Below are 19,470 nucleotides of genomic sequence, written 5' to 3' on the forward strand. Positions count from 1 at the left end.
AAACCATGAACAACAACGACATCGTCCAGAAGCTCTGGAACCTCTGCGACGTGCTGCGCGACGACGGCATCAACTACAGCGACTACGTCACCGAGCTGGTGCTGCTGCTGTTTATCAAAATGGTGCACGAGAACACCGAAGCCGGCACCCTGAAAAAGCACCCGCTGCCCGAAGGCTGTCGCTGGACCGATATCAACGGCAAGTCTGGTATCAACCTGCTGAACGACTACAAGCGGATCCTGCTAAGCCTGTCCACCGGCAAAGATGCGGACAATAATCTGGTACACGAAGACCCACTGATCAGCGCCATCTACGCCGACGCGCAAACTCGCCTGCGCGAACCGCGCCACCTGGAACAGATGATCAAGACCCTGGACCAGATCGACTGGTTCACCGCCGCCAAAGACGGCCTGGGTGATCTGTACGAAGGCCTGCTGGAAAAGAACGCCAACGAAACCAAATCCGGGGCAGGGCAGTACTTTACCCCGCGCGCCCTGATCAACAGCATGGTGCGCTGCCTCAAACCGCAGATTGGTGAGGTAATACAGGACCCGGCCGCGGGGACCGCGGGCTTTCTGGTTGCTGCTGACCAATATATGCGCGAGCAGACCGACGATTACCTGGCGCTGAGCGCCAAGGATGCGGCCTTCCAGAAGCATAAGGCCTTTGTAGGCATAGAACTGGTCCCCAACACGCGCCGCCTGTCCCTGATGAACTGCTTGCTGCATGGCATGGAAGGCGACGACGAAGGTGTAGTGCACCTGGGCAACGCCCTCGGCGATGCCGGCAAGGCCCTGCCCAAGGCCGATATTATCCTCGCCAATCCGCCCTTTGGTACCAGCAAAGGCGGGGAGGCCAGCAACACCCGGGATGACCTGACCTATAAAACCAGCAACAAGCAGCTGGCCTTTATGCAGCACATCTACCGCAACCTCAAACCCGGTGGCCGCGCCGCCGTGGTATTGCCGGATAACGTCCTGTTCGAGGCCGGCGTGGGCACCGAGGTACGCCGCGACCTGATGAACAAGTGCAACCTGCACACCATCCTGCGCCTGCCCACCGGCATCTTCTACGCCCAGGGCGTCAAGACCAACGTACTGTTCTTCCAGAAGGGCAGCCCGGGTGATCCGCGTCAGGAACAGGGCTGCACCCAACGCGTATGGATCTATGACCTGCGCAGCAATATGCCCAGCTTCGGCAAGCGTACGCCCTTTGGTGATGCGCACCTTAAACCCTTTGAAGACGCCTATGGCGATGACCCGAACGGCAACAGCCCGCGGGCCGAGAATGTCGAGGGTATTGGTGAACTCAGCCGTTTCCGCTGCTTTACCCGCGAGCAGATTACCGAGCGCGGCGACTCGCTGGATATCAGCTGGCTCAAGGATGCCTCCAGTGAAAATGCCGCCGACCTGCCCGCGCCAGAAGTGCTGGCCGGTGAGGCCATGGCGGAGTTGACTGAGGCCTTGCATGAGTTGGAGGAGTTGATGAAGGCCTTGGGGGCCGAGGACGAGGTGGTGGCGCAGAAGCGGTTGATGGCGGAGGTGATGGGGCTGGAGGCGCCGGAGGCGGAGCTGCAAGCTTCAAGCGATAGGCTACAAGCGGGGGAGCGGGGATGAGTGGGTTGCCGACGGGATGGGCTGCCTGCCAATTGTCAGATATTGGCCAGATCGTTACGGGAAAAACGCCGAGTACTAAAGAGTCACGCTTTTATGGCGGGGATATACCCTTCATCAAGCCAGGCGACCTCGATTTTGCCAGCCCGATCTTCAGGACTGAAACCTATCTAACTGCTGACGGCGCCGCCGAGATTCCAAGCCTACCGTCACAAAGCATCGTAGTGACCTGCATTGGAAATCTAGGGAAAGTCGGCTTAACCACGACAACCTCAGCTACCAATCAGCAGATTAATGCAATAATTCCGCATGAACGAATAGATCCAAAGTTCCTGTTTCATTACTGCAAAACACTTAAGCCATGGCTCGAAGCCAAATCCTCTGCAACAACGATTTCCATCGTGAACAAGGGCATTTTTTCTACAGCACCAACCTCATTGCCGCCACTCGCCGAACAAACCCGCATCGCCGCAAAACTCGACGAACTGCTGGCCCAGGTCGATACCCTGAAAGCCCGCGTCGACGGCATCCCCGCACTGCTCAAACGCTTCCGCCAATCCGTCCTCGCCGCTGCTGTTTCCGGGCGGTTGACGGAGGAGTGGCGCAAGGATGACTCTAGCAAATATAAGGATCTGGACTTCGCCTACCCGGTTAATAGGCTAGGTTTGCTTGCACGTTTCATCGACTATCGAGGGAAAACCCCAGAAAAGGTCGGGACTGGAATTCCACTCATTACCGCAAAAAACATCAGGTCGGGGTATATATCGAGAGAACCTCGAGAGTTCATACGTCCTGAAGCTTATGAGGGGTGGATGACACGAGGGATTCCGCTGGTTGGTGATGTTCTGATAACAACTGAAGCACCGCTAGGCAATATTGCGGTAATCGACATAACTGAGAAGTTTGCATTGGCACAGCGTGCAATATGCCTCCAGTTTCATGAAGGCTTTTTGTCTAATTTTGGAGCTATAGCTTTGCAATCGCCACTGTTGCAAGAAGAGTTATTGCGCCGTGCAACTGGAACAACAGTTAAGGGTATCAAGGCATCAGTTTTGAAGGACATCGAGGTTCCAGTTCCTACATTAGCAGAACAAACCGAAATCGTTAGCCGCGTAGAACAACTATTCGCCTTCGCCGACCAGCTGGAGACCCGGGTCAAAATCGCGCAAACACGGATTGATCGGCTGACCCAAAGCATTCTAGCCAAGGCCTTTCGCGGTGAGCTGGTGCCGCAGGACCCGAATGATGAGCCGGCCAGTGTGTTGCTGGAACGTATCAAGGCGCAACGGGCTGCGGCGCCCAAGACCAAGCGGGGTCGCAAGGCGTCGGCTTGAACGCATGGGTGAATGAAGTGGGCCTGATTGGTTCAACCGTCGGGGCAGGATGTGAGTACAGGGAGTAGTGCAATAGCAATTCCGCGAATCAATGGGGTCAGAGCGTTTGATCTTTAAGAAAACAATGACACTGACCCCATTGATTGCACGCTGGTACCGGAGTCGACGGATAGTTCGTTTCAGCCGATTGTGTTGGGGCTGAGGAGAAAGATGAGGTGAGAGTGTTGGCGGAGCTCGTTGTGGTTTTGGTTTGAATGACTGGCTGCTATCGGCCAGAAGCAGCCGATGACGACAGATAAAAATTGCACAGAAACGGCCCTCAAGGGTGTCTACGAATCTAGAGAGATTCAGCCTCTACCGCATGGTTTACAAGAAGAGCCTATCGGCAACATCTTGGAAGTATGCAGCCACAAGCTGCCCTGCTCGGCCGGTGCTGATGGCTGAGTCGTGACAAAACTCTGGAACGCTGCCGGGCGGACGCTGGTAAGAAGCCTGCGCCCGCCCGGTGACATGTTACATCTGGCTTTTAGTTACTCCAGTACAGTTGTGGGTAGACAGAACAGTTTGCTTGAATCGCTGCAAACTACGGCGGCCACTGGGTGAAATAGAAACCGTAATGGGCCGCCTGAGAGAGGGGTGAGTCAACTTGCCGTGTTTGCCGCCACGTTGATAACCCCATCCGTGTCGCACTAGGCACCGTATGACGAGGTCGAAGTCTTTGTCTGAGCAGTACTTCCTCATGATGCCTCCCCCGGTGCTGTTGTGTAACGGGAGCGAAAGCCGGCCGGGTTGAAGCGCATTTCGGAAAATGCTGCGGCGGCACCGGAAGGTAAAATCGGTTGGCTGTAGAGGTAGCCTCCTTTCCCAGCTGCTTGGTTTTGGAAGAAACGGCCATAAGGGTCGACCATAAGGTACGACTCACACATGTCGCTGTTGTCCTCGACGCACTGGATTGATCGGAAAGCGCCATGTCTTTCCACAAAGGCTGCAAAGGCCTCGTCGCTAACGGCAAGAGTGGCATCAACTATTGGTAGCATCCGCAGCACCTTCCAGCGCTCTGGGCGAACTCGTGTGATTAGTCCGCTCAAGTCTTCATCGGCATTTAAGGCGTTGACGACGGTAGTAATCTTGATCTTGAGTGCGGGGTTAACTTGACGAGCAAAGTCCAGGTTCGCGGTCAGCTCATTTAGACTCAGCCCTTGCCCGCTTCTTTCTACCCGTCCTATTGCAAGATTGGTCCCAGAGTCCGTGGAGTCTAGGCTGACACCTAGATAGGTCAGTTGCGGTGCAAGCTGCTTTATAACGTCAGATGTCAACCTTGAAGCATTGCTGATAAGTGAAACCTCAAACCCTACTTGTTTGGCCACGCGGGTGATGTCTAGCAGGCGCTCTCCGAGTATCGATGGCTCTCCGCCAGCCAGGTTCAGGCGCAGAGTGCGCCATGAGAGGGCATCACGCAGAGGATTACTGGTGTTTGTCGGCTGAAAATACTGGAACAACTCCACCAGCAAGTGCTGGCTGCGGTCGCGATCGTGAAATAGCTCGCGGGGACAGGGGTGGTCCGTCCATTTCGCGTAGCAGTATTGGCAGCGGTAATTGCAGGCCTCCGTCACGTGCCAGTTGATAGTCAGAGCGTCAACGTGGACGGGAGCTGCTTTTACAGGGCTGATGGGAAAAATCAAATTATCTTTGGACATACGTCAACTCCTTGGCGACCGCAGTGGTGCGGTCGGTAAAAGGTTCTGCATGGCGGACGCGAGGCGTCAGAGTAGGAGCATCAGGCTCCGGTACACCGTGACTTTTCTTGTTGCGGGTGGTTACGGATTACGCATCATATTGCGCCGTGTCTTGAGGGCTCCCTCTGGGTCTATGGGAAGACCGAGTGCGCGTCGCTGACTCATTAGCAGCCACCATTCAGCGGCGATCAGCCCACGCTTGTAGTCCTGAACGCTTTTTTTACTTTTGGTTTCCCGGCGCACGGCTCGATAAGCCTCTTTCGCGACATCGCGGACGCTTTCATCAGGGTCGAACTGCCGGGTAAAAAAAACGGTTTTGTGCGCCTTACCGTTAGGGTCAAGGCCGATTTCCAGCAGCGCCTTCAAATATCCTTGACGCCAGATAGCCGATTGCTCGGTCACCTGGCTATCGGCGTACCGTTCATCTTCGGGCTTCTTTTCGCCTTTGCGCAGGCGCAGGCGGCTAAGGCAAAACTCGATCAGATCAAGGGCGAATGACTGGTAGCTCTCCAGCTCAGCTTTTTCGCATTCCTGTCGGTCAACATAAGGCGTCCCGCTGAGTTTTTTTGCGTGAAAGTTCCTAGCTTGCTCACTCAGTGGGCTGTACCAACTGACAGCCTTGTCGCTGTGATGTGAGCTGAAGCGTGATAGTGACTCGTCGGCGAACGGCACGTACGACGAGCGCATGAGCATCAGGCGATGTCGAAGTGCTTTCCGCGGGTCTAGGTGCGATAGCATGCTCAACAGTGCATCGAGTTGGTTGTTCAGATCAGGCTCTGCCGCATTCGACAGTCGGCTGCGCAGCAGTCCGAGGCTCTTGTCGATGTAAGGCAGCACGACCTCGTCACTCAATCTACCAATAGCATGGACAGTCCATTGCGGGGTTAGAGCCAGTGGAAACTCGGGGTCGTGAATCAACTTTTCGAGCAGGCTATCCCACCAAGGGTGAAGTTCTCGAGATACTGCTTCACTGGGAAGCCGGAAAAGCCTGCAGGATAGAACGGCCAATGCATCTTTGACGCCCAAGGCATGGATCTCGGCTTCTAACTTGGCTTTCCATATGGCCGAATAGTCCGATGCCCACCACTTTCTGCTTCTCTGATCAGATAGTGTTGGGAACGAGTCCAGTCTGCTTTGTAGTGTTGCTTTTACATCGCTGTGGACAGATTGCTGAACCCAAGCCTCGGCTTTGTCGGAAGTGAGCAGGGAGAGTAGCCTGCGAAGGTGCTGCTGCTCGGCTACATCCCACTCACCGCTTGGCAGCTCAATGATTCGCCCCGAGACACAGTTATCAAGCTGTAAAGCCCAGTCAGCAAGCTGTCCTTCATCTGCATCGGCGAGCTCCATGTGGATCGCTAGGGTTTCCTTTAGCTGCAGTTCCAAGTTTATGAGCCAATCTGTGGCAGAGTTGTACAGGTCCTTTTCATCGCTGTCGCCTGAACGTAGCGCCTCTAGGTCAGACCGTAGTGATTCCCTCTCGGTATATAGCTTTTGAAAAACGCCTTCGTGCGGGTTACGGAGTCTGCCGGCAGCAGCATCGGATTTAACCCAAGCCTCTAGAAACCTGACCCGCTGAAGCCATTGGTGTGCTGCAGGTGTTGGCGGGCCAGCATGCCGCTGTGTTGACGCAACTGAAATCAGAGCTTTGGCATCAGGGCTGAAAATTGATGCCAACTCAGTCGGGATTTGCTGCTCGTCGTGTGACCACGCGGGCAAGCACGACCAGAGCACCCGCACCCTTTCCCACTCACCTTCTGCAATAAGCGCTGGGTCATCGAATACTGCGCTGTGGAGAAAGTACTCGTTTCCGTACAGCGCGGTTATGAACCAACCGTGCTGTGAGTCGGGTTTGAGCTTTTTAAACAGCTTGTAAGGGGAGTGCGGAAAGACGGTTTGGGCTACGTCTTTGGCAAAATCGAGCGTTTCTAAGGTGCGTCCAGTGACATCTTTATGTATGAGGACGAATAGTAGCTGCATGCGCAGGCGCTCTGCCAGCGGGCCGGATGAGATTACGGCAGCGGCTTGGTCCTCCATCGTCGCTTGGCTTCGAGCAAGGTCTAACGCCTCTTCCAGTCTGTTAGCGGATGTGAATACGTGCTGCCAGGTGGTGGCGAAGTGGTTAGTTAGCAATGAGCGGAGTTGCCCGACGACTTCATATTCGTCAAGGGCTTGGGTAAAACGCTCGGAGGGGTCGGCTTTTTCGTCAAGGTCGTACTTGCCGAATTCGGCATCAATTCTGCACATGGTTTTTTCCCAATATCAGGATTAGGTTTCATGGGTTACGCACCAGATTGGATTCTGGCCTGCAGTTGAAACCTCCCGTGCAGCAGAGGGGAGCGGATGGGTGATTAGCCCGTGAGCATCAAGCTCTATAGCCGACTGCAGTAGCGCGCCAAATAAAAATAGATGGGTTCGTATCTTTAGTCAAGCATTGATCCAGAGGCCGCCAGCTCGCATCGCTGGCTACAGCCCTAGCTATTTTTCTCCTGACTGGCAGCCGGTAAGCCACGTAAAGGATATGCCGTCCATTGTTTTGAACATCGACTGACGGCTACGTATTAGCGCTATGTGAATAGCCTCGGCTTATGTAGACAGCTAATGACCGCTATTGGCCCAGAGTGTGTAAAAACGCCAGAACGGATTTCCGTCACGGTCTATAGCGAGCCTTTCTCGAGCTGAGAACCTGATCAAGCTTATGACCACTGCGAAGGGGGCATGAGACAATCCAGCAACGCCCTGGAGCCCTCTCAGAGGCAGCGTAGGCGAGTAAAGCCAGGGCTTTTACGCTGTCAGGGCCTCTAGCAAGCTGACGGTGCCTATGATTTTCATCACCCGTTTCAGGTTGTAAGCGAGCACATTCAGGCTCATCTCAGCACTCACCCCATTGAGCTTTCGCGTCAGGAAGTGCGACGCGCCCATCCATTGTTTGAGCGTCCCGAAGGGATGTTCAACGGTTCGTTTTCGAACCTTCATCATCTCGGGTGCTCTGCTGAGCCGGTGCTGCATTTCTTCCAGCACTGCTTCATGCTCCCAGCGCCGAATTCGCCGCTGCTTGCTCGGCGTGCACTGCGATTTCAATGCGCAGCTTTGGCAATTTGAGCTCCAGTACCGATGCAGTTTCATGCCGTTCTCAACGCTGGAGAAACGCCAAATCAAAGTCTCGCCAGCCGGACAAGTGTATGCGTTTGCCGCCGCGTCATAGATAAATGCGTCGTTGTTGAGTCGCCCATCGGCTTTGGCTGCGGAGGTCATTGGCTTGGGTACATAGGTGACGATACCTGCGTCGTGACAAGCCAGGATTTCCCCGCTTTTGAAGTACCCACGGTCAGCTACCACCGACAGCTTTTCTGTTCCCATCGCCTCGCGGGCTTGCTTGGCAATAGGGCTGAGCTGATCGCGGTCGGACCCGACGTTGGTCACCTCATGAGCGACGATTAAATGGTGCTTGGTATCGACCGCTGTCTGCACGTTGTAGCCAACGATTCCTGTGCCGCGAGTCATCATGGAGCGGGCATCTGGATCCGTCAGTGATACCTGCTTATCCGGTGATTCATTGAGCTGAGTTTCGATCAATTGAAGCTCTTTCATTTGCGCCTTCAGCTTGGCGATTCTTTCTTCCAGGTGCACGACATTGGCGTCAGAGGCTGGACGATCCTGTTGATCAGCAGCATCGAGCGCTGTCAGGTACCGATTAATACTTGCTTCGATTTCCTCCATCCGCCGCTTCAATTTGGCGCTGGTGAAATTGCGATCTCGGTTGTTGACCGCCTTGAATTTGCTGCCATCGATGGCAATCAGGCTTCCGGCGAATAACCCTAACTGCTGACAGAGCACAACGAACTGACGGCAGACGCCACGGATAGCCTTACCGTTGTCCTTTCGAAAATTAGCGATAGTCTTGAAATCAGGCATCAAGCGACCGGTCAGCCACATCAACTCGACGTTGCGTTGCGCTTCTCGTTCAAGGCGTCGGCTGGATTGAATGCGGTTGAGGTAACCGTAGATGTAGATCTTCAGCAGGATCGAGGGATGATAAGCAGGCCGACCAGTATCAGCGGGGATGGCGCTTTCAAAACCCAGCTTCACTAGGTCGAGTTCGTCGACAAAGACATCGACCACTCGCACCGGATTGGTATCGTTGACGTAGTCGTCGAGGCTCTCGGGCAGTAAGTTGCTTTGGCCTCGATGCTCACCTTGAATGAAGCGCTTCATGGACGATCCTTGCGATGAAATCCCGAGAAATCATAGCAAGGGTTTGAGACAGCGTTTTTACACACTCTGGGCCGTTAGCGGACTGTCGTTGCCCACGGAAATTTATTAGCCCTAGCGGATCCCTTGTGTGCCGAAGCCTGTCACGAACCCAACGACGCAAGATAGGTGACCGGATCAAGTCGGAGCCGCTGATGCATGTCTCCTGTCAGAGCGAACATTCTTGGTTTCGTCCTGAATTCAAAAAGCCGATAGAGGTGATAACGCTCGGACGTCACCTTGGAAAACTCAACCTCGTTGCGGCTGATGTAGAAGGGCGTTGCTTTTGCAAACGCAGTGGTCTTCACTTCGATAAACCTTTCCCTACCGTCGGTTTCAAACGAGAGGATGTCATAGCCGACACCATCTCCTCGCTTAATTGAAGTGTGTTCCACCTTGCCAGCAAGCGATCCGAAGCCACTGCGTTCTAAACGCTGTTGCTCGTAGCTAAGCACTAATTCTTCCCCAGCAAGACCAAGCGCGCGGTTTCGGGCTTCTCGCGCCACGTAGTCGCGCTTTGTGGCCAAAAATCTCGGTTGATAGGCGGATTCGTTGATTTCTATTGGCTGCGGCGTTTGCTCAATCCAGCAGTCAAAGTCCACTCCCATTGGGACGATTGCAGGTTGCTCGCTAGCATGGCGTGCGGCCTGGTCGAATATTGGGTCGTTTACTAGCGTCTCTACGACAGCTTCGACGAGCAGCGCTTGGTAATTACCAAGCGGTTTGTAACCGACGATCCACGGGCACTCGAGTTCATGCAAGACGGCGCTGATATTTTGATGCTTACGCTCAATGGAGCCTTCTGACCGATCTTGCAAAAGTACCTGCAAGGCTCGCCGGTGGTGGGTTTTACTGTATTTTTGCCCATTGAGCTCCTGTACAAGCATTCTCTTGTAATCAGCGACCGCTAAGCGGACTTCTTCCTGGGTCCAGGGTCCGTTCGCCATGTTTACTATTCCTTATAGCCCCGTACGGGCGTCAATGAGATTCCAGATTTTAGGTCAATTGCGCTCGTCGTCAGGCCAGCTCGCTATTACCTACTTTGATAGGCAACAGAAATTCAGGTAAGCGACCACTCCGCTAATTGCTGACTGGCCTTCAACTTCGCCCGCTGATGCTGCATTGCCGCAAATATCTCATCCAACCCGCTCTGTGGCGTAACCAGCGGCAGCGCAGCTTCAGCCTCAATCAAAAACCGCTCCGAGAATTTCGGCTCCGAAACATAGGCTTCGCCCCACCAATCGAGGATCAGCTCTTTTGAGTTCTCCAGGAGCAGGGCGGAGGGAAGCTTGTCGCCTTTTTTGCTGTTAATGGCTTCTGCTGCGGGCACAAGATTCCACAGGTCGTTATTGAACCAACGGGCCCAGGGGGAAACAGTGATCCACCGCGTAGCGGTCGGGACGGAGTTGTTTCTGGCTCCAGACGCACGAAATGTCGCGGCCACCTAGCTGCATTGCCGCAATACGGCTTCTGACTTCGGCGGTATCGCGTCTGTCTTCATTCCATTGCAAGGCGCGTTCGTACACGCTCGGATCGTACTGCATGCTCCACGAGCGCATCAGCCGGGTCCATTCACTCAGTATGGCGGGCTCCAGCCAGCAGGCGTGCTGGGAAAAGGTCTGCCATAGGTAGGTCGGCACTCTGAATGTGCCGAAGTCGCTCAGCGTTTGTTTGTTGCATTGCCAACTGCCTTTTGGAATCCGTCTGGAGACCCGGTTGCACTCGAATACCGGTTTGTCCTGGCCTGGATAGGTGATGTATTTGGCAGGCATAGCTTCGATGTTGGTGCAGATATTTTTCAGGGTCGCGATCAGGTTCAACGAGGTCTCTGGATCGAATGTGGCACCTACACGCAGATCGTAAGGGGAGAGGGTGTTCAGCTTGTAAAAATGACCACTGCTGGCCCAGCCGTAGCCTGTTTGGTTTTCATGGACGGCTGTCGGGGTCTGGATCAGGTTGTGCTTTAGCACCAGGGGCATGTACATCTTCAGCCAGTAGAGCGCAACCAGACCGAAGGGTATCTCCACCCAGGCTTCGTCCCGCCTGGTGACCATGCCGGGTGCGCCTTCGGCTATGCGGATCAGGGCGCGTAATAAGCCGAGTTTGTAGGAGGCGGATTTATTGTCATTGACGATGATATGTCTGAGCAGCGGCAGGCTGCCGCTGCCATCGTCGGGCAACACAAAGGCCATGCAGTCCCACTCGATGCTTGGGCGGGTGGCGTCGGGTTGCCGGGTTATCACCTTTGGGGCAAGGGCGCGACCCTGGGCAAGTATCTGGATTTGCTGGGCTGTGACTGGATGAAAGCGCTTTTCTTTGTCTTCGCCAATACGCAACGAGATCACCAGAATGCCGCCTGGGGCCAACAGGTCGCTGACGATGCGCATGGCGCGCTCGTGCTGGTCAGGCCGCAGGTGCATCCATACGGCGCTGATCAGGATCAGCTGGAAACGCTGGTCGAGCGAGCGCAAGCGTTTCAGGTCGGGGAGGGCGTCATCCAGCCAGGTTACCGAGCCGGGCCTGCAGTGTTGGGCTGTGGTGCTGGCCTGGCCCAGCTGTCGAAGTTTCTCGCTGGGCTCTACGGCGGTGACGGTCCAGCCCAGCTTGGCGAGCCAGCATGCGTCCCGTCCGGAACCCGCGCCGATATCACAGGCTATGCCAGGTTGGGCTGGCAACAGGTGCCGCCAGGCAGAATGAACGACCTCCGGGTCTACAGCCTGGTAGGCAGCAAAGAGCTCGTCCGCACGTTCGATGTAGTAATCCATGTAATGACATCTCCGTCTCAAGCGAGTGTATCGGTTGGGTAGGGGGTGTCAATCGAGTAGGGCAAGGACTGTCAGTCCGGGCTCACCTGTATCTAGTTCGTTTGTCATGTCGATTTTCTAGGAATATTTCGACATGACGAAGTGTTGTGTCGAAGACCTCGACATATCTGATTGGAGAATTTCAAGCGAATCCGCAGCCCGCACCTGGGGGGCAGGTGCGGATGGAGCGGTATTTTGAGGTCAGGGAACCTTTTAAGCATGTGCTCTGGCGTTACTGCGCTGGCACCCAGCCGTCTTTGGATTTGGCCATTAACACCTCCGAGCGTTGTACGGAGCGACCGGTAATAGGGGTTGTCGCATCCACGTCCACATCACAGAGGTAGACATTGGTGCGTTGTTCTTCGCAGCTATGAATGGTGACGGCGTGGATGTCGACTTTCAGCATGCTGGACATGTTCTCGCCGCCGATCTCACCCAGCATCCCGGACATCTGGTTCATCTGGGCTTCCAAAAGGGTCTTGACGTCGTCTTCCGATGGCCCGCTTGAGCAGGCGCTGAGCAGGAGGCTTGAGCCCAGCAGGAACGCTCCGTAAATGGCTTTTTTCATTCTGATTCCCGGCGGTGTTTTTGTTGTGAGCGAGGTTATGCCAGATAGCAGGGCGGGGCAATACAAGGCCTTACGCTGATTGCTCCACCGGAGCCCGATACTCTGAGGTTTTGTTATAAAGGTAAAAACAGGGCCTGTGGAAAGCCCCTGTAATGCAGGGGCTTCTGTTCAACTACTGCGGCTTGTCACCTATTTATACGCCGTAAACATCAAGGTACCCCGGATCTGGTCGAGTTCGCCGTCGGCTCCGCGCAGGGTAATCGACCATTCTTTCTGGGTGTCTGCTTCATGATGTACGTCAGCCAGGGTATTGAGCCTTGGATCAAGCCAACTGAAGCTGCCTGAGTCAGACAAAGTGACCCAGGTTGGGTCTGCGCTGGTGTCACTCGCTGTTCCATCCGAGGCCAAGGCGGCTGGCTTGTCGTTTGATGCCCCCCAGCTCGGGCTGGCGGTATTAACCGATACACCGGTGCGTGTGAACTGCAAGAAGGCTTCGCCCTCTACACCCAGCACGGTCAAGGGTTGCTCTCCGTTATAGCGAAGCATTATTCCCGGCCTGGGCGCGCTTAGAATCAAGCTGCTCAGGCCCTGGATATCAGGTCGGGCCGTAATGCTGGCCTTGACGAACCCCTCTGGCACATCGTCCAGTTCGAGGGCGCCGTGCGCACCTGCCAGCCCGGAGGCTGACAGGCACGCGAGGCCGAACAAAACGAGACCCGTACAGGCGGTTCTTGTTTGTTCGATGATCATTTGTTTCTCCTTGCGATTACAGGATGTCGAGGGTTGACTCGATAATGCCGTCAGCCGTAACAACGTCGGTTGAGGCCATCACCGGCGCCATGCAAGCCAGACTGCTATTGACCACCGTAATCGGTGCTGCCTCCGAAGGTACGCGACCTTCTGCGGTGTTTTTGCTGACAAACAACATGTACTCACCAGCAGGCACCACATTGTGATTGTTTGGCATTGTCAGCGTCAGTTTGTTGCCAGGGCCCTTGACGATATTCAGCTCGATCGCGCGCTGATCGCCGTCAATCAGGTGGGTCATTACCGTTCTTCTGATCAGCAGTGCCTTGTCGACCTGGTCAGCCTGATCCACTTTGATGTTGAAGCGATTTCCGATGGTCAGACTGCTCGGCGCACGTTGAATCTGCGGGCGGTCACTGCGCATTGCGTAGGGCGGCGTGTAGATCTCGAAGCTCGGATCACGGCCGTCATAGGGGGCCAGTCCCAGGCCCTGCAGGTCCACAAAGGTCAGGTAGGCGGTGTTGATCGGCGAGTGACCGGCAACCATTACACGACCGTCTTCCATGAGCACGGCTGTGTTGTGATAGGTGCGGGCCCGGTGACCAGTGGCCATCTCTGTCCATGTACCGGTTTCTGGGTCGAAGCGCTCTGCGGTACGGATAGGACCCTCCAGCCCTGGGCCTACTACACCGTCCCGGTCGCCGCCGCTGAATACGGTAACGCTGCCGTCAGGCATTAGCACATTGGTGCCGTACCAGCGTGGCTGATTCAGAGGGCCTGTGAGACGGGACTCATAGTCGATCTGATCACCATTGGTGCTGATGCGATCGATACGACTCTGGGCAGTGGGCAGATAACCGCCCGGGTTGGTCAAAACACCATAACTGGGCACCCCTCCCGCGGTGAGCAGTTCGATGTCGGTGTATTCCCCGTTGGCATTGGGCTTGAGCGGCAGCATGGTGGACGAGGTTGACCCACGCATGCCTCCGGCAATAGCCATCTGCAAGCTTTCGTCAGACACGCCGAGATCCAGACCGTTTTCTATGAGCGTCTCGGGGGCGGAGAGCACATCGCCGAGGAAGGAGGTTGCCTGCGAAAGGGACAGGTTGCTGATGTTCAAGGTGCTGCCGAGCTGGCCCAGGCCGACCTCGTCCAGCCGAAGCGGCAGTCCGGCATAGCCAATGTCCGTCCAGCGCTGCGTGGCGGGGTTATAGCTGGCGGTGATATTCCACAGCGCCTGGTCGTAGCCTTGACCAAAGGGATTGAAGGCCTGGCCGCCGGCGTTGTAGAACACGTGGCCGTTGGGTAGCAGGTGCATCCGTGGATACAGCGGAAACGATCGGTCTGCGGTTGTCGGGTTCAGCGTCCAGGTCCGGGTACACGGATTGTACGTTTCGGTTTGAACGACGTTGCGCCCGCTGTTGATCGGATCTTCCGGGTAGACCGGTTTGAGCAGCTTGGTTACGCCGCTGGCAACGAACACGTTGCCATTGCCCAGTGTCACCAGTGAGGGGTACCAGCGACCGAAGTGCATGTCACCGCTTTGAGTCCAGGTGTTGGTTTCAGGATCAAAAATGCGCGAGTTTTTTATGCCCTCTAGCTCTGCCGCGCCCAGGGGCAGGCCGTCAATGCCTGGCTCTGAATAGTAGTCGGTGCCGCCGACCGCCATGACGTTGCCGTTTGCCAGTCCGATCACGTCGGAGCAGAACAGAGCACCATCGTTGTCGCTGGTGTTGTCAGCGGTATCTATCAGACCGTCAAGAAAGGTGCCGTTTAGCAGGGTGGTGCTGTCGTTTCCATCCGGGTTGGCTCCGGCATCCAGCGGAGAGGGCTTGAGCCAGGAGGGGGTATCGTTATCGTCGAGCGACAGGACGCGGGTCTGGTCATTGACTGACACTTCGCCAAACTCGGCCACGATTGAAAGCTCGACGTTCTCGGTGCCTTCCAGGGCATTGAGATACAACAACCGTCCGTCCTTGAGCAGTGCCATGGTGCCGGCAGCCGGTTTGCATTCATCCATACCATCATTGCGTGTAATACACTTTTCATCCGTTTCGATGACCTGTCCATCCACAATGATGGTCGGCTCGGCAAAGGGGAGGCTGAAGCTACCCTTGGCGCTTGATGCTGCCGGTGTGGTGGACGTGCTGTTGGTGGAATCACTGGATGTGCCCAGAAGGCCGCCAAGCAGGCCGGCACTGACTGCTGCAGGTAGGGCTGCAAGTACCAGCAATGAACCTGTTGCGGTTACTAACCGTCTCGATAGATGGGACATTTGCTTCTCCTGATTTTGTTTTTGTTTGATGCTGTCCGCTGGAGAGGGCGGATCAGGCCCTGCTTCACCAGAGCGGCAAACCGTCTCGCTGTTCGCAACTGTCTCGGACATAAGCCATTACGGGCCGGACGCAGAAAAAGATGCACCGCGGAATAAACGCAATGTATCTTGGCGCTTATGGCGCCTTTTATATGTGTTGATAAGACGATTTATGGGCCATAAGGGATGGCTTGATGGCCTGACGAAGACAGTTGCGTGGAATGATCACTCCCATGTCATGTGGTTTGTAGATACTGAGGATATTTCCCACTTGGGCCTTGCCAGGAGGAAACCATGACAGCATGCAGATCAGGTGTAGCGATTCTGTTGGCGGGCTTATGTGTATTACCGGGTTGTGCCACTCATATCCGGGATCGGGATAGTGTCAACGACCTGAGTCAGCGGCACGCTGGTGTTCAGCTGGGCCCACGTCCGGCCTGGCTGGTGGACGACATGGATGAAGGCCCCCTCAAGGAAAGGCTCGAGCGCTGTGAGGGGAAGGGCCTGAATCGTTCGGATTTTTCCATCGGGCACAGGGGGGCGCCGCTGCAGTTTCCGGAGCACACCATGGAGTCCTATGTGGCAGCTGCTCGGATGGGTGCTGGCATTGTGGAATGCGACGTGGCGTTTACCGCCGACCGCGAGCTGGTCTGCCGCCATGCCCAGAATGACCTGCATACCACTACCAATATTGTCACCATCCCCGAATTGAACGCCAAGTGCACCCAGCCCTTTGTACCCGCGGATCCAGCATCCGGCCTGCCTGCCAAGGCTGAGTGCCGTACCAGTGACATCACTCTGGAGGAGTTCAAATCGCTGGAAGGCAAGATGGACGCCTCCAATGCCATGGCGACCACGCCCGAGGAGTACGTGGGTGGCACCGCCAACTGGCGTACCGATCTTTACGCCAGCCGGGGCAGGCTGTTGAGCCACCGGGAAAGTATCGAACTGTTCAAGACGTTGGGGGTGAAGATGACACCGGAGCTGAAGACGCCGGTGGTCGACATGCCCTACGAGGGCGATTACACGCAGCAGGATTATGCTCGCCAGATGATTCAGGACTATATCGATGCCGACGTCACGCCACGGGACGTGTGGCCGCAGTCGTTTCTGCTGGACGACGTGCTGTTCTGGGTGAACGAGACGCCTGAGTTCGGCCGCCAGGCAGTGTTTCTGGACCAGGAGGCCATTACCCCGGAAACCTCCTCGCTGGCCTATATGGAGAGTCTCAAGGCCCAGGGTGTGAGAATCATCGCCCCGGCCATCTGGAAGCTGCTTACCCTCAATGACCAGCAGGAGATGGTGCCTTCAGAGTACGCCCGGAACGCCCGTGCCGCCGGCCTGGACATGATCGCCTGGACCGTAGAGCGCAGTGGTCCGCTGGAGGAGGGTGGCGGCTGGTACTACCAGAGTGTGACCGACGCCATCAATAATGACGGTGATGTGATGAACGTGATTGACGTTCTGGCTCGGGAGGTGGGTGTGATCGGCATTTTCTCTGACTGGCCGGCTACGACTAGCTATTACGCCAACTGTATGGGTATTCATTAAGCCATACAGAAAACCGTATTTTATCGGGCCTTTACCCTTGTACCACTGCTTCAGGATGCAGCCGTTTGAGTAAATCGATACTTTTGCGATACTGCGAAAAAGCGGGTTCCAGTTCGCGGTAATACAAATGTATGGCGTCCTCGAAACGGTTGCTTTCAGCCGCCTCGAACACAGGTTTTAGCCCTTTCTCGGTTAAAGCCTGCAGGTCAGTGACGACAGTGTTGAGCAATAGCCGCTCTTGGTCGGTCACGGCAGAAGCTGAATAGGCGGTTGTAATCTCATTCAGCTCCTGCAGGTTGCGCTCGAGCTGCGGACGAAGGGATGAAAAGGGTTCGGTAATAAATTGCGCTTCCGAGTTGCTCGGATTGTATTGCACCGCAGCCCGGGCGAGCTCCCGATTCCGATTGGCGAGGTCAAGGAGCTTGTCGATTTGCAAGCGGGGGTCATGGTGCTCCTGACTAACAGAATCTGCCACCGAGCTGCTTGGACGCGCGACGTTCAGCCAGATCAGGCTGATGCCTATTATGCAGACAGCTAAAATCAGCAAAGAGAGTATCAGGCGCTTGTTGAAAGAAGTGTCTGTCGGGGTCATGGTCGGTGCTCGAAATAATGGGCTGATTGCGCCGAGTAGCACTCTGGCTACGTGTAATTGCGGCAGTCTATAAGCGTGGTCTTTGAAAAACCAACACCCAAAAGGGTGACCGGTTTGGGCTCATTACTGTTTTTCCTGGAATAACGAAATCGGTGGGCAAAATCGGGGGGCAGATTGAACATTGATGACGCATGAATTGTCTGCATAGGGTCTTTGACTGAATTTCAGTATCACTCCGCATTGATACATTGCCATTTCCTTCATGGATAGGCGTCAGGTCTTCAGGATAGCTGTCTAGCTCGCGGGCCAGACAGCTCGGCCGCTGCGCTGTTTTGTCACGCATTGGGGAAATATGACCCGTGAGTCAGACTCAAAAATTCTGTGCGGCAACGGCCCCGTTATGTGGATACACTAGCGAGCTTGGTGGGCGAGTAATATCGGCGCGCGATTACAGTCCGCGTCTACTAATAACAACGTACTTAGAAAGGAATTATCCATGAGAGGCACCACTGCCGGAGTAGGGGGAGCCCAAGGCCACTTGGTCGGCTACGGCTCCAAGTCGTACCGCAATTATGTGCTTTTTGCGCTGACACTTATCTATATCTTGAATTTCGTCGACCGCGCCCTGCTAGCGGTTGTAGGCCCCGATCTGGTGCCGGACCTCGGGATTACCGACACTCAGTTTGGCCTTCTCACTGGCTTCGGTTTCGCCTTGCTCTATACCGCCGTGGGCATTCCGCTAGCGCGCTTTGCTGACGTCGCCAATCGTGTGTGGATCATGACCGTCTGCGTGGCCTTGTGGTCGCTGATGACGGCGCTCTGCGGCCTGGCGACGGAAGTCACCATCGGCTCGGTAACCATCGGCGCGTTCTGGATCCTGCTGATGTGTCGCGTCGGCGTGGGTATCGGCGAGGCGGGCTGCACGCCGCCAGCCAACTCCCTGATCGCTGACTATTTTATCCCGCGTGAACGATCCCAGGCGCTGGGCTTCTACGCCATGGGCGTAACACTTGGCACCATGTTCGCCAACCTGATTGGCGGCTGGGTTACCGACATGTTCGACTGGCGCACCGCCTTTTTCGTCGTCGGTTTGCCGGGCTTGCTGGTCGCCCTTGTTTTCAAATTGACGGTCAAGGAGCCGCCACGCGGCTACACCGATCCGGCGCAAGCCGAGCAGAAAGAGCGCGCAAGCCTGGGCGAGGCTATCCACGAGCTGATGGGCAAGCCTGCTTTCTGGCTGATGACCGCCGGCGCCACCATTGCCGCGTTCTGCGGTTACGGTATCTCTTCGTTCCAGTCGCTCTTTCTGGTTCGCACCTACGAGATCACTGCTGGTCAGGCGGCGATATGGATCAACACCCCGGTAGCCCTGTCCGCGGCGGTAGGCACCTTCGCCACCGGTTGGCTAGCGACCAGGATCTACAAGAAGCACCCGGGCGCCATCGCCTGGGTACCGGCGATGGGCCTGACACTGTCGGTTCCTTTCTACATTTTCGCCTTCACCACTGACAACCTGCTCTACGCTGCAATCGGCCTGGTCATCGGCGGCTTTGTGAAGTACGGCTACCTGGCCGCTCAGTACACGATCGGCCAAGGTGTGGTCAGCATGCGCGTGCGCGCCATGGCCACGGCAGTGATGCTGCTTCTCGTCAACCTGCTTGGCTATGGCTTCGGCCCGCTGTTCATTGGTGCCGTCTCCGACATCTTCTTCAACTCCGGCGTCGCAGAGCTCGGGGTCGCGGCTGGCGAACTGGCGCGCAATCAGTGTCACCCCGCCGTGCTAGGTCAGCTCGACCAGAACCTGCAGGACGTTTGTGGCCAGGTCTACGCGCAAAGCCTGCAAACCTCCATGGTCATAATGGCCTGCCTGTATGCTGCCAGCGGTCTGTGCTTCCTGCTGACCTGGACCCGACTGGGCAAGGATATGGTGGACAGACAGGATGTAAAACCGGTCACTCCATAA

Annotated in this window: 14 protein-coding genes; 4 read left to right on the top strand and 10 right to left on the bottom strand. The window is 55.8% G+C overall.

Going from position 1 to position 19,470, the window contains the following annotated elements:
• Positions 1-5 precede the first annotated feature (5 nt).
• Positions 6-1,616: a class I SAM-dependent DNA methyltransferase gene (locus tag IEV54_RS10385; RefSeq protein WP_150277059.1), complete on the top strand. Its 1,611-nt coding sequence runs from the start codon at positions 6-8 to the stop codon at positions 1,614-1,616.
• Positions 1,613-2,947 (top strand): restriction endonuclease subunit S, encoded by a 1,335-nt coding sequence (locus tag IEV54_RS10390; RefSeq protein ID WP_150279362.1) that lies wholly within the window; start codon positions 1,613-1,615, stop codon positions 2,945-2,947. The genes IEV54_RS10385 and IEV54_RS10390 overlap by 4 nt, the downstream gene beginning before the upstream one ends.
• Positions 2,948-3,684: 737 nt before the next feature.
• On the opposite strand, the gene IEV54_RS10395 is transcribed toward IEV54_RS10390, so the two are convergent.
• The 9 genes from IEV54_RS10395 to IEV54_RS10435 all read right to left on the bottom strand — a co-directional run bounded on the left by IEV54_RS10395 (position 3,685) and on the right by IEV54_RS10435 (position 15,325).
• Positions 3,685-4,644 (bottom strand): viperin family antiviral radical SAM protein, encoded by a 960-nt coding sequence (locus tag IEV54_RS10395; RefSeq protein ID WP_150277058.1) that lies wholly within the window; start codon positions 4,642-4,644, stop codon positions 3,685-3,687.
• A gap of 120 nt (positions 4,645-4,764) precedes the next feature.
• The gene (locus IEV54_RS10400) at positions 4,765-6,927 is read right to left on the bottom strand and encodes a hypothetical protein (RefSeq protein ID WP_150277057.1); all 2,163 of its coding nucleotides are present in this window, start codon (positions 6,925-6,927) and stop codon (positions 4,765-4,767) included.
• Positions 6,928-7,464: 537 nt separating this feature from the next.
• Positions 7,465-8,895: an IS1182 family transposase gene (locus tag IEV54_RS10405; RefSeq protein ID WP_150277056.1), complete on the bottom strand. Its 1,431-nt coding sequence runs from the start codon at positions 8,893-8,895 to the stop codon at positions 7,465-7,467.
• A 140-nt stretch (positions 8,896-9,035) separates the two neighbouring features.
• Positions 9,036-9,878, bottom strand: a complete 843-nt coding sequence (locus IEV54_RS10410) for a protein NO VEIN domain-containing protein (RefSeq protein WP_150277055.1) — start codon at positions 9,876-9,878, stop codon at positions 9,036-9,038.
• Between the two features lie 113 nt (positions 9,879-9,991).
• Positions 9,992-10,261: a hypothetical protein gene (locus IEV54_RS10415; protein ID WP_150277054.1), complete on the bottom strand. Its 270-nt coding sequence runs from the start codon at positions 10,259-10,261 to the stop codon at positions 9,992-9,994.
• A 16-nt stretch (positions 10,262-10,277) separates the two neighbouring features.
• Complete coding sequence (locus IEV54_RS10420) at positions 10,278-11,696, bottom strand: class I SAM-dependent methyltransferase (protein ID WP_150277053.1); 1,419 nt, start codon at positions 11,694-11,696, stop codon at positions 10,278-10,280.
• 271 nt (positions 11,697-11,967) lie between these two features.
• Positions 11,968-12,303 (bottom strand): hypothetical protein, encoded by a 336-nt coding sequence (locus IEV54_RS10425; RefSeq protein ID WP_150277052.1) that lies wholly within the window; start codon positions 12,301-12,303, stop codon positions 11,968-11,970.
• A 189-nt stretch (positions 12,304-12,492) separates the two neighbouring features.
• The gene (locus tag IEV54_RS10430) at positions 12,493-13,053 is read right to left on the bottom strand and encodes a hypothetical protein (RefSeq protein ID WP_150277051.1); all 561 of its coding nucleotides are present in this window, start codon (positions 13,051-13,053) and stop codon (positions 12,493-12,495) included.
• A 16-nt stretch (positions 13,054-13,069) separates the two neighbouring features.
• Positions 13,070-15,325 carry a galactose oxidase early set domain-containing protein gene (locus IEV54_RS10435; RefSeq protein WP_188434418.1) on the bottom strand — a complete coding sequence of 752 codons (2,256 nt, stop codon included), beginning with the start codon at positions 15,323-15,325 and terminating at the stop codon, positions 13,070-13,072.
• 333 nt (positions 15,326-15,658) lie between these two features.
• Here IEV54_RS10435 and IEV54_RS10440 point away from each other — a divergent pair, with 333 nt between their 5' ends.
• Positions 15,659-16,915, top strand: a complete 1,257-nt coding sequence (locus IEV54_RS10440) for a glycerophosphodiester phosphodiesterase family protein (protein WP_150277050.1) — start codon at positions 15,659-15,661, stop codon at positions 16,913-16,915.
• A gap of 31 nt (positions 16,916-16,946) precedes the next feature.
• Here the strand turns inward: IEV54_RS10440 and IEV54_RS10445 are convergent, their stop codons facing one another.
• Complete coding sequence (locus tag IEV54_RS10445) at positions 16,947-17,507, bottom strand: Tar ligand binding domain-containing protein (protein ID WP_150277049.1); 561 nt, start codon at positions 17,505-17,507, stop codon at positions 16,947-16,949.
• Positions 17,508-18,003: 496 nt separating this feature from the next.
• Between IEV54_RS10445 and IEV54_RS10450 the strand changes: the two genes are divergently transcribed.
• Positions 18,004-19,470: a spinster family MFS transporter gene (locus IEV54_RS10450; RefSeq protein WP_150277048.1), complete on the top strand. Its 1,467-nt coding sequence runs from the start codon at positions 18,004-18,006 to the stop codon at positions 19,468-19,470.

Origin of the sequence: Halopseudomonas salina (assembly GCF_014637955.1) — a bacterium.
Taxonomy (GTDB): Bacteria; Pseudomonadota; Gammaproteobacteria; order Pseudomonadales; family Pseudomonadaceae; genus Halopseudomonas; species Halopseudomonas salina.